The sequence below is a fragment of the Streptomyces sp. NPDC043853 genome, assembly GCF_056436025.1.
Map to the genome: position 1 here is coordinate 179,438 of NZ_JBWKDJ010000015.1, position 10,833 is coordinate 190,270.

8 protein-coding genes are annotated in these 10,833 nt (G+C 73.2%); 5 read left to right on the forward strand and 3 right to left on the reverse strand.

The window, feature by feature from the left end:
* Position 1: 1 nt before the first annotated feature.
* From AC067U_RS31225 to AC067U_RS31240, 4 genes are all read left to right on the forward strand, one after another.
* Entirely contained in the window at positions 2-1,033 is a 1,032-nt protein-coding gene (locus AC067U_RS31225) for a family 2 encapsulin nanocompartment cargo protein polyprenyl transferase (RefSeq protein ID WP_478833170.1), read from the forward strand.
* 141 nt (positions 1,034-1,174) lie between these two features.
* Positions 1,175-1,774, forward strand: a complete 600-nt coding sequence (locus AC067U_RS31230; RefSeq protein ID WP_478833171.1) for a GNAT family N-acetyltransferase — start codon at positions 1,175-1,177, stop codon at positions 1,772-1,774.
* Positions 1,775-1,869: 95 nt separating this feature from the next.
* Positions 1,870-2,442, forward strand: a complete 573-nt coding sequence (locus tag AC067U_RS31235) for a dihydrofolate reductase family protein (protein WP_478833172.1) — start codon at positions 1,870-1,872, stop codon at positions 2,440-2,442.
* 61 nt (positions 2,443-2,503) lie between these two features.
* The gene (locus AC067U_RS31240; protein ID WP_478833173.1) at positions 2,504-2,701 is read left to right on the forward strand and encodes a hypothetical protein; all 198 of its coding nucleotides are present in this window, start codon (positions 2,504-2,506) and stop codon (positions 2,699-2,701) included.
* 31 nt (positions 2,702-2,732) lie between these two features.
* On the opposite strand, the gene snpA is transcribed toward AC067U_RS31240, so the two are convergent.
* A complete protein-coding gene (gene snpA / locus AC067U_RS31245) occupies positions 2,733-3,425 on the reverse strand; it encodes a snapalysin (RefSeq protein WP_478833174.1) in 693 nt (230 codons plus the stop codon).
* Positions 3,426-3,645: 220 nt separating this feature from the next.
* Between snpA and AC067U_RS31250 the strand changes: the two genes are divergently transcribed.
* Positions 3,646-4,581 (forward strand): LysR family transcriptional regulator, encoded by a 936-nt coding sequence (locus AC067U_RS31250; protein WP_478833175.1) that lies wholly within the window; start codon positions 3,646-3,648, stop codon positions 4,579-4,581.
* A gap of 149 nt (positions 4,582-4,730) precedes the next feature.
* Here the strand turns inward: AC067U_RS31250 and AC067U_RS31255 are convergent, their stop codons facing one another.
* The gene (locus AC067U_RS31255; protein ID WP_478833176.1) at positions 4,731-9,275 is read right to left on the reverse strand and encodes an amino acid adenylation domain-containing protein; all 4,545 of its coding nucleotides are present in this window, start codon (positions 9,273-9,275) and stop codon (positions 4,731-4,733) included.
* Positions 9,272-10,663 carry a serine hydroxymethyltransferase gene (locus tag AC067U_RS31260; RefSeq protein WP_478833177.1) on the reverse strand — a complete coding sequence of 464 codons (1,392 nt, stop codon included), beginning with the start codon at positions 10,661-10,663 and terminating at the stop codon, positions 9,272-9,274. Before AC067U_RS31260 ends, AC067U_RS31255 begins: the two co-directional genes overlap by 4 nt.
* Between the last annotated feature and the right edge of the window lie 170 nt (positions 10,664-10,833).

Here is a 10,833-nt window from a genome sequence, read left to right on the forward strand (position 1 = left end):
CGTGAACGCCATCGCGACCGGTGAGGGCCAGGAGGCGGCGGCCCTTCTGGAGCACACCAGAGAGACGGTCAACCCCGAACTCCGGCGTGCGCTGCAGGAGTTGCCCGCTTCCATGCGCCGGGTGGCCCTGTACCACTTCGGCTGGGAGCGGGCCGACGGCACTCCGGCCGAGGGCCACACGGGCAAGGCCATCCGGCCCGCCCTGGTCCTCGCGGCGGCCCAGGCCCTGGACGGGGACCTGGACCGGGCCGTCCCGGCCGCGGTGGCCGTGGAGCTGGCGCACAACTTCACCCTGCTGCACGACGACGTCGTCGACGAGGACGTGCAGCGCCGCGGCAGGGCCACGGCCTGGACGGTGTTCGGGACACCCGACGCGATCATCGTCGGCGACGCCATGGCGGCGCTCGCCCTCCGGCGGCTGGCGGAGGACCCCCATCCGGCCTCCTCCGCCGCCGCGGCCCGGCTCGCCACCTGCGTGATCGAGCTCTGCGCCGGGCAGCAGGCGGACTGCGCCTTCGAGAAGGTCGCCGAGGTCTCTTTGGCCGAGTGCCTGACCATGGCGACGGCCAAGACCGGGGCCCTGCTGGGGTGCGCCTGTGCCCTCGGCGCGCTGTACGCCGGGGCGGGACCGGACGAGGTCGAGGCCATGGACGCCTTCGGGCGGGAGGCCGGACTGGCCTTCCAGCTGATCGACGACCTGATCGGCATCTGGGGCGACCCGGAGCACACCGGCAAGCCCGCCGGGGCCGACCTGATCGCCCGCAAGAAGTCCCTGCCCGTCGTGGCCGCCCTCACCTCGGGCACGGAGGCGGGCCGGGAACTGGCCGGGCTGTACGCGGGCCCCATGACCGGGGACGACGTACGCCGGGCGGCCGATGCGGTGGAGCGGGCCGGCGGCCGCGACTGGGCGCAGGCCCATGCCGCGGACCGGATGGGCCGGGCGGTGCACCAGCTCTCCCGGGCGGTCCCGGACCTCGCGGCGGCGGGCGGGCTGCTCGCCCTGGCGGAGTTCGTGACCCGACGCACCTACTGAGCACCGGGCCCACCGGGCTCCCGTCCGCCGAGCCCGAGGCTCGTTCCGGCACCTCCGGGGTGCCGGAACGAGCCTTTCCGCCTGTCCGGCCCAACTCTAGGATCACTCAAGGCTGTTGACGGTGAGTGAAGGGTGTTTCCCGTGGTGCTGGACATACGCCGGGCAGGTCCGTCGGACCGGGACGCGGTGGCACGGCTGCTGGACGAGGCGTTCCGGAACGACCCCGTGAGCTCCTGGGTCTTCCCCGACCCGGAGCACCGCCGTGCGGTGCACGGCAGGTTCCTCGGCGTGTTCGTGGACGTGGCCCTGGAGGAGGGGCGGATCGACTACGCCGCGGACGGGTCCTGCGCGGCGCTGTGGCTGCGGATCCCGGCCGGCGAGCCGGAAGGGGAGGACGAGGTGCCGGCCCGGATGCGGGCGGCCGCCGATCCCGACAACGAGCGGTGCGAACTGGTGGGCCGGCTCACCGGCGAGGTGCACCCGGTCCACGAGGAGCACGAGTACCTGCTGATGATCGCCGTGGCCCCGGACCGGCAGGGGGAGGGCCTGGGCACCGAGCTGATGCGCCCGGTGCTGGAGCGCTGCGACCGGGACGGCGTACCGGCGTACCTGGAGGCGAGCAGCGAGCGGAGCATGCGGCTGTACGAGCGGCTGGGCTGGGTGTTCACCGGCACGGCGGTGCGGCTGCCGGACGGGCCGCCGATGTGGCCGATGTGGCGCAAGCCGCAGGCGGTCTCCTGACGGCGGGATCAAAGACCGTTGCCCAACCACTGCGACTGAAGTACTTTGTTTGGCGTGCCCCAGGGTGGCGGCACGACCAACGGGGGAGATTACGTATGCGCAAGCTCACTTACTTCATCGGCGTCAGCATCGACGGGTTCATCGCTGCCCCCGACGGCGGCTTCGACTGGTGCTTCCCCTTCCTGGACCCGGAGTACATCGGGTTCCTGGCCGCGGAGTACCCCGAGACCCTTGCGGCGCCCGGCCGGGAGGCCCTCGGCCTGCCCGAGCCCGAGCTCAAGCGGTTCGATGCCGTGATCATGGGCCGGGCCACCTACGTGATCGGGGACGCCAGCCCGTACAGGCCGCTGAAGCACTACGTGGTCAGCCGCTCGCTGCCGGCCTCCGCCGACTCGGAGGACGAGATCATCAGCGGCGACGTGGTGGCCCGGGTGCGGGAGCTCAAGGCGGAGGACGGCCTCGGCATCTACCTCTGCGGCGGGGCCGACCTGGCCGGACAGCTGGTCGAGGAGATCGACGAGTTCGTCGTCAAGACCTACCCGGTCTTCCTCGGGTCGGGCATCCCGATGAGCCGGGCCGGGTTCGCGCCGCGGGAGCTGGAGCTGACCGGCGTCCGCTCCTTCAGTGGCGGCCAGACCGTGACCACCTACGCCCGCAAGCGTTCCTAGGTGCCCGCACCCGCAAGCGCTCCTGGGGCCGAACGCGGAGAACCGGCCTACCGTTGAAGGTATGACCGGTCATGATCAGCATCCGCACCGGACGGTTGCCCCGCAGGCCGGGCACGAGCAGCATTTCTGCCCGGCCTGCGGGCGTGCCGTCGACACGGTGGTCAAGCGGCGCAAGGTCCTCGGGGCCTGGGTCCCGGTGTGGGGTCCCGGCCCGTGCCGGAACCCCGACTGTCCGGAGTACGTACCGCCGGACGGCTAGTGCGCAATTGCAGTACTAGGCGCCGGCGCGCCTAGCGCTGCGCCGCCGCCAGGCCGTTCCGCCACAGGTAGTCGACCCGGGCGCGCTCCGTCGCGTTCGGCGTCGCGTTCTGGCACGAGGTGCCCGGACCGCCGCCCGACATCAGCTCGCTGCACGGACCGGAGTAGTGGTCCGGCAGGCCGAGCACGTGCCCGGTCTCGTGCGAGGTCACGCGGGTGGAGTTGTACTGCTGGTTCTGCCGGTAGTCGAGGAAGATGTACCCGCGGCCGTGCCCGTCGGTGCTGGCGTAGGAGCCGCGCGAATCGTTGCCCTCGCGGTAGGAGAAGCTGCCGCCCGAGGACACCTCCTGGAGCTTCACGTTCGAGACCGAGCTGTTCCAGATCTGCGTGGAGCGGGCTATCTGGGTGCGGAAGCTCGGCGCGTTGCGGGTGTTGTAGGTGACGGTCACGGCCAGGGCGCCGGGCTTGGCGGCCCGCTCCTGGGCCACCGCGCGCTGCACGGCTTCGAAGAACGCCCGGTTGGCGTCGGCGTTCTCCTGTGAGCGCTCGTACGCCGCGTAGCTCGCCGGGCCGCCCGCCGAGGCGGCGTCGGGGGCGGGTGCCGCGCCGGCGGTGGGCGCGGCACCGAGGACGGCGGCGAGGCCGAGGCCGATCGCGCTCGCGAGCAGACCCTTCCGGGGGCGGGGCGTGTCAGAACGGCGGTGGGCATGGCGGGAGAAGGGCATGTGGGGGGCTCCTACTCTCAACTTCGGTGCGGGGGGTGGGTCGTTCGGTACCGGAGTCTGCGGGAGTCCGGGCCCGGCGCGGATGATGTCAGCACCCGATAGCGCCGCCCTATCGAGGGTTTTCGGCTCCCCAATCCCCTTACGAACAAGAGAAATTGGCGTGAATCAACGGGGTGTCGGTGACTGGTGCGGCCGACCGGCCCCGACCTACCCTCGGGGCATGGAGCTAGAGGTGAGGCACCTGCGCGCACTCTGCGCCATCGCCGACGCCGGCAGCCTGCACAAAGCGGCCCGGCAGCTGGGCGTCAGCCAGCCCTCGCTCACCACCCAGCTGCAGCGGATCGAACGGGCCCTGGACGGCGAGCTGTTCCTGCGCGAGCGCACCGGCTGCCGCCCCACCCCCTTCGGCCGCGAGGTCCTCGGCCGCGCCCGCCCGCTGCTCGCGGAGATGGCCGCACTGGTCGCGGAGGCGCGGGCCCGCTCCCAGGGCCGGCGGCTGCGGATCGGCTCCACCGCCAGCCGCGCCCTGCCCGGCTGGCTGCGCCGGTTGCACCGCCGGCTGCCCGACACCGAGACCACCCTGGTCGTGGACGTCTCGGCGAACGCCCTGCTGCGCATGACGGCCGCCGGACAGCTCGACGTGGCCTTCGTGCACGAGGTGGAGGGCAGCCCGCTGGCGGTCCCCGCCGGACTGCAGGTGCGCGTGCTCATGGAACGGGAACCGCAGTTCGTCTCGATGTCCCGGAACCACCCCGCCGCCCGCCGGTCCGTCGTCGACCTGCGCGATTTCGCCGGGGACCGCTGGACCGTGGACCCCTCGGTGGACGGCGAATGGGACGGGCTGCACCGCGTCCTGGCCGGGGCCGGCCTCGACCCGCCCGTGCTGCACACCGACTACCACACCGCCGCCTCGCTGATCGTCTCCGGCGAGGCGGTCGCGCCCTGCCAGCCGACCTCCCTGCCCCGCGAGGACATGGCCATACGGCCGCTGCGCGGCGACCCGCTCGCGGTGCGGCTGCTGCTGGCCACCCGGCCCGGCGCGCACGCCGAGGTGTACGACGACCTGCGCGCGGCCTACCGCGAGGCCGCCCTGCGCACGGCTCCGTACCGCGCCTGGCTGCGCCGGACCGGCAGCCCGCTGCTGACCGCGGCCTGATCCGGCCCGATACGAAAGAGGCGACCCACGGGAAGGCCCCCCGGCCCGGGGATCACCCGGACCGGGGGGCCTGCATGTGCTCGCGCGGGGGACGCGAGCGGGGACGGGGACCTTCCGCGCCGAGGACGGCCGGCGGAGGGCCCTCCGGGCTAGAGGGTCTTGCCGCCGGCCGCCGCCTGCTCCGCGGCCTTGGCCTCCTTGGCGGCCTTGGCCTCCTGCTTGGCCAGGTACGAGCCCCACTGCTTCTTGGAGCCGGACTGCATGCCGCGCTCGATGCGGGCGTCGATGTCCTCCTGCAGGCGGGCCTGGAACTCCTCACCGGTGTAGCGCTCGCGGGCAGCCGCCGTGGCCTCCTCGGTGAGCTGCGCCGTGAGCTGCTTCGCCTGCTCCTTGAACTGGGCCTTCATGTCCTTCACCTGTTCCTTCGACTCGTTTCGGATGTCCTTGACCGTCTGCCGGAGCGACTTGCCCAGGCCGGGACGGCTCTTTGCCTTGGCGGGCTGGAGGTGGCCGGAGAGTTCCGCGATCGTGGGGTGCTGGAACAGCAGCCGGATCGACACCTCCAGACCCAGGGTCCGGCGCATGCGGCCGATGATCCGGGTCGCCTTCAGGGAGTTGCAGCCGAGCGCGAAGACGTTGTCGTCGATGCCGACCCGGTCGACACCGAGGACCTCCGCGAACAGCTCGCAGAGCGCCTCCTCCTGCGGGGTCCGGCCCGCCCGGTACCCCCCGGCGGTCACCTCGGCGACCGGCTCCGGGGCGGCCGAGGCCCGCAGCGCGAGCAACGCCGGCAGGGTCTGTGCGGGGAGGCCCTCGCCGGCCGCGGCCGTGCCGGGACCGGCGGTGCTCCGCTCCCGTCCGTCGTCCGGCAGCACGTCCAAGGCGCCGACGGGTCCCGCCGGGTCGGCGGCGATCCGCGTGAGCACGGTGTGCAGCCGCCCGGCGATGTCGCCGACCGCGGCCGGACCGAACACGTTCCGGTGGTACTGCAGGGTCAGCCGGACCTGCGGGTCCGTCTCCACGATCAGCGCCAGCGGGTAGTTCGCCGCCCCCTCCGCGCGGGTGCCGGTGACCTCGATGCCCGCCGCCGCGGTCGCCTCGGCGATGCCGGCGTGGTCCACCGGGTACGACTGGAAGGCCACCAGGGTGTCGAACAGGGCGTCGAGTCCGGCTGCCTGGTGGATGTCGGCCAGGGCTGCGTGGTGGTGGTCGAGCAGCCCCGACTGGCGGTCCTGCAGGCCGGCCAGCAGCTCGGCCAGGGTGTCCTCGGGAGCGAAACGCACCCGGACCGGCAGGGTGTTGATGAACAGGCCGACCATGGACTCCACGCCCGGCAGCGCCGCCGGACGGCCGGAGACCGTCGCGCCGAACACCACGTCGCGGCGGCCGGTGAGCCCGCCCAGCAGCACCGCCCAGGCGCCCTGGACCAGCGTGTTGACGGTGATCCCCAGCTCGGAGGCGCACCGCACCAGCCGGCCGGACTCCTCCTCGGACAGGTCCAGGCCCACCTCGTCGGCCCCGGAGGTGGCACCGCGCTCGACGGTCGCCGGGACCAGCAGGGTCGGCTCGTCCACCCCGGCGAGCTCCTCCGCCCAGACCCGGGCGGTCTCCGCCCGGTCCTGCCGGTCCAGCCAGGCCAGGAACTCGCGGAAGTCACGGACCCGGGGAAGACCGGAGGCATCGCCCTCCGAGGCGTACAGGCGCAGCAGGTCCTGCATCAGGATCGGCTCGGACCAGCCGTCGACCAGCACGTGGTGGGTGGTCAGGACCAGCTCGCTGCGGTCCTCGCCGAAGCGCACCAGGCTCAGGCGGACCAGCGGCGGGACGGTCCGGTCGAAATGGCGGGCGTAGTCCTCGGCGAGGAACCGCTCGAAGGCGGCCTCGCGTCCCTCCTCGCCGAGGCCGGAGAGGTCCAGCTCCTGCCAGGGCAGCTCGACCCCGTCGACCACGAGCTGGACGAGGTTGTCCTCGGCATCGGGGACGAAGGCCACGCGCAGGTTGGCGTACCGGTCGAGCAGGGCCTGCCCGGCGGCCCGCATGCGGGCCGAGTCGACCGGCCCGGACAGGTGGAACACCGTCTGCATCTGGTACGCGTCGTAGCCGGTGTCGCTGAGGGCGGCCTCGAAGAGGATGCCGGACTGCAGCGCGGTCAGCGGCCATGCGTCCGACAGGCCCGGGTAGCGCTGCTGCCAGGTCCGGAACGCGGCCGAGTCCGGTGCGGCCAGCGGGGCGGTGGCGACGTCCTCCACGGCGTGGTCCGCCGCGGTGGCGACCTCGGCGAGCCTGGCCACCGTACGGGACTGCAGGATCTGGCGCGGGGTGACCTCCAGGCCGCGGGCGCGGGCCCGGGTGACGACCTGGATGGCGCGGATGCTGTCGCCGCCGGCTGCCAGGAAGTCGTCGTCGATGCCGATCCGTTCGGTGCGCAGCACCTCGGCGAAGACGGCGGCCAGCAGCTCCTCGGTCGCCGTGCGCGGCGCCCGGTAGGCGGCGGTGGCGAACTGCGGCTCGGGCAGGCCCTTGCGGTCCAGCTTGCCGTTCGGGGTGAGGGGCAGCTCGTCCATGACGACCACGGCGGCCGGAACCATGTACTCCGGGAGACGGCCGGAGGCGAGGCGGATCAGCTCCGCGGTGTCGAGTCCGCCCGCCGGGCCGGCGGCCTCCTCGGCGACCACGTAGGCGACCAGGCGGTTGGAGCGGGCGACGACCACGCTCTGCCGGACCCCGGGGTGGGAGCGCAGGACGCTCTCGATCTCGCCGAGCTCGACGCGCAGGCCGTGGATCTTCACCTGGAAGTCGGCGCGGCCGATCAGCTCGATCATGCCGTCCGGGCCGAACCGGGCGACGTCGCCGGTGCGGTACAGCCGCTCGGCCGGCAGCAGCTCGCCGTGGGACCAGTCGAGGAAGCGTTCGGCGGTCCGCTCCGGCTGGTTCAGGTAGCCGCGGGCGAGGCCCGTGCCGGCCAGGTACAGCTCGCCGGGGACGCCCGGGGGCACGGGCTGCATGTCCTCGTCGAGGACGTACGTGCGCTGGTTGGCCATCGGTCGGCCGTACGGGATGCTCGTCCACTCCGGGTCGGTCTTCCCGACCTCGAAGATCGTCGAGTGGATCGAGGCCTCGGTGGCGCCGCCCATCACGACGAAGCGGAGGGAGGGGGAGAACACCCGGACGCGGTCGGCCAGCGGAACCGGCACCCAGTCGCCGCCGAGCAGGGCCAGCCGCAGCCGCGCCAGGTGCGCCGGGTCCGCGCCGGTCTGCTCCAGCTGGTCGGCCAGCAGGCCCAGCAGGGCCGGGGCGGAGTTCCAGACGGTGATGTTCTCCGCGAGGGCCAGCTCGGCCCAGTGGGCGGGGTCCTTGGCGCGCCCGGCGGCCGGCACGACCACGGTGCCGCCGGCGATGGTCAGGCCCAGGAACTCGTACACGGACATGTCGAAGCTGGGCGAGGACAGCGCGAGGACGGAGTCCCCGGCGCCCACCTCGAAGCGGTGGTTGAGGTCCGCGATGTTGTTGAGCACGCCGGCGTGGCGCAGCGCGATCGGCTTCGGCGCCCCGGTGGAACCGGAGGTGTGGATGATGTAGCAGAGGTGCTCGGGACCGGCGACGGGCTCCGGGTCGTGCTCGGGACGGGCGGCCAGTACGGCGGCGTCGCGGTCGAGCAGCACCAGCGGCGGGCTCTGGTCTCCGGCGTCGGGCAGGTTGCCGGTCAGGTCCTCACGGCTGATCATCACCGCGCAGGCGGTGCCGCCCACCATGACGGCGATGCGGTCGGCCGGGTAGTCCGGGTCGAGCGGGACGTACGCGCCGCCGGCCTTGAGGACGGCGAGCTCGGCCACGAGCAGGCCGGGGGAGCGGTCCAGGCAGAGGCCGACGCGGACGTCCGGGCCGACACCGAGCTCGCGCAGGTGGTGGGCCAGCCGGTTGGCGGCGGCGTTGACCTCGCGGTAGGTGAGCCGCTCGGTGCCGTGGACGAGGGCGACCGCGTCGGGGGCGGCCGCCACCCGGGCCTCGAAGGCCCGGTGGAGGGTGCCGTGGGTGTGCTCGGGCAGCTCGGTCGCGGTGCGGTTCCATTCGATCAGCGTGCGGTGCAGTTCCTCGTCGGTGAGCAGGCGCAGGCGGCTGACCGGGCGCTCCGGGAACTCCAGACCGTCGGTGAGCAGGGTGCCGTAGTGGTCGAGCAGGCGGGCCGCGGTGTCGCGGTCGAACAGGGCGGGGTCGTAGTGGAGTTCCGCCTCCGGGCCGCGGACCAGCAGCTGGAGCTCGTACGGGGCGGGCCCGTCGGTGTCGGTCGTGCCGGTGCCGGTCGGAGGGGTGTCGGTCGTGTCGGCGGTGCGGGCCGGGAGGGCGGCGAAGGCGGTCACCGTGGAATCAATGATTCCGGATTCCGTGGAGGGAATGCCGGCCCCGGCCAGCCCGGTGAGCGTCGCCGCTCCGTCCACCGGGAAACGGAACCCCCCGTCAGGACCGCCCAGGGTGATCAGGTCCTGGCCGGTGTAGCGGAACAGCAGGGCGGCGAAGGCGGCTGCCAGCACCTCGCCCCGTACGGCCTGGGAGGCCGCGGACAGCACGTCGAAGGTGGTGTGCACCACCGCCGAGCACCGGGGCGCCGTGTCCGGGAGGCGCGGCCGGTCCGACGGCACGAGCGCCGGCGGCCAGGCCTCCTGGGAGGCGTCGTGGCGGCGGTCGAGGGTGGTCATGGTCCGACTCCGATCAGTTCTGCGGAAACGCTGCTGGGGCTCTCGATGGGAAGGGGGTGCCGGGCGCACAGCCACCGCACCTCCTCGCGGGTCCTGGCGACCAGCGCGGGGTCGATCCGGTACTCGGTGTCCGTCAGGGCGGTGGTGCCCTCCAGGACCGTGTGCATGAGGAGCGCGCACTCGCGCATCTGCTCGGGGCCCATGCCGCGCTGGGCGAGGATGTTGGTGCCCAGCCGCAGTCCGCTGGTGACCAGCGGCGGCTTGGTGTCACCGGGGATCCGGTTGCGGTTGGCGAGGATCCCGCACTCCTCCAGGGCCCGTTCGGCGATCACACCGGTCAGGCCGACCCGCGCGGTGTCGATGAGGACGATGTGGTTGTCGGTGCCGCCGGTGAGGATCCCGTAGCCGAGCGAGGACAGCTCGCCGGCGAGGGCCGAGGCGCTTTCGACGATCAGCCGTGCCGTGTTCCGGAAGCCCGGGCCGGAGGCCACGGCGAAGGCGCGGGCCTTCGCCGCGATCGAGGCCGGGCTCGGGGTGCCCTGGGACTGGGGGAACACGGCCCGCTGGATCAGCCGGTTCAGCGGGGTGCGGCCGTCCGGGCCGGGGGCCTGGTAGTCGCGGCCGCTCAGGATCAGACCGCCGCGCGGGCCGCCGAGCTGCTTGTAGGTGCTCATCGTGGTGATGTGGGCGACGTCCACCGGGCTCGGGTGCTGCCCGGCGGCCACCAGACCCGCGATGTGCGAGATGTCGGCCAGCAGGTACGCCCCGACCTTGTCGGCGATGGTGCGGAAGCGGACGAAGTCCACCGTGCGTGGGTAGGCGCTCGCGCCGGCGATCAGGACCTTCGGCCGGTGCTCCAGGGCCAGGGCCTCGACCTGCTCGTAGTCGATGCGGCCGGCTTCGTCCAGGCCGTAGTGCACCGCGTGGTAGTGGCGGCCGGTGACCGAGGCCCGGGAGCCGTGGGTGAGGTGGCCGCCGGCGTCGAGGTCCAGGCCGAGGATGGTGCCGCCCGGGGGGACCAGGGCGGCCAGCACGGCGAGGTTGGCCGAGGAGCAGGAGTGCGGCTGCACGTTGGCGTAGCGGGCGCCGAACAGGGCCTTGGCCCGCTCGACGGCCAGCCGCTCCACCTCGTCGAACTGCTGGGCGCCGGGGTGGTACCGGGCGCCGGGGTAACCCTCGGCGGTCACGTTGGACAGAGCCGCTCCGCCGGCCGCGAGGACCGACGGGTCCGCGATGCTCGCCGACGCGATCATCGCGAGCACGGAGTTCTGCTGGCTCACCTCGGCATCCAGGAGCGCGGCGAGCTCGGGGTCGGTGTCGTTCAGGGCGTCCATGCCGATCCGGAGCAGTTCTGCCTGCTCACCGCCCACGACTAGCTGACGGGTCATCACCTGTACCTCATCTCGCGCTTCCGTAGCGCCTCGAAGGATCAACGGTCGGTCACCTGCGGGTCGGTGCGTGGCTCAGTGGGTGCGGTCCTTGTTGAAGTGCTTCATGGACCAGAGGAAGCCCAGGACGGTGATGCCGGCGCACCAGGCGAGGGAGATCCAGCCGCTGT

Bases quoted from the DNA above. Each gene is read 5' to 3' on its own strand.
- AC067U_RS31235 (WP_478833172.1), top strand. From the start codon at position 1,870: ATGCGCAAGCTCACTTACTTCATCGGCGTCAGCATCGACGGGTTCATC.
- AC067U_RS31240 (WP_478833173.1), top strand. From the start codon at position 2,504: ATGACCGGTCATGATCAGCATCCGCACCGGACGGTTGCCCCGCAGGCC.
- snpA (WP_478833174.1), bottom strand. From the start codon at position 3,425: ATGCCCTTCTCCCGCCATGCCCACCGCCGTTCTGACACGCCCCGCCCC.
- AC067U_RS31250 (WP_478833175.1), top strand. From the start codon at position 3,646: ATGGAGCTAGAGGTGAGGCACCTGCGCGCACTCTGCGCCATCGCCGAC.
- AC067U_RS31255 (WP_478833176.1), bottom strand. From the start codon at position 9,275: ATGACCACCCTCGACCGCCGCCACGACGCCTCCCAGGAGGCCTGGCCG.
- AC067U_RS31260 (WP_478833177.1), bottom strand. From the start codon at position 10,663: ATGACCCGTCAGCTAGTCGTGGGCGGTGAGCAGGCAGAACTGCTCCGG.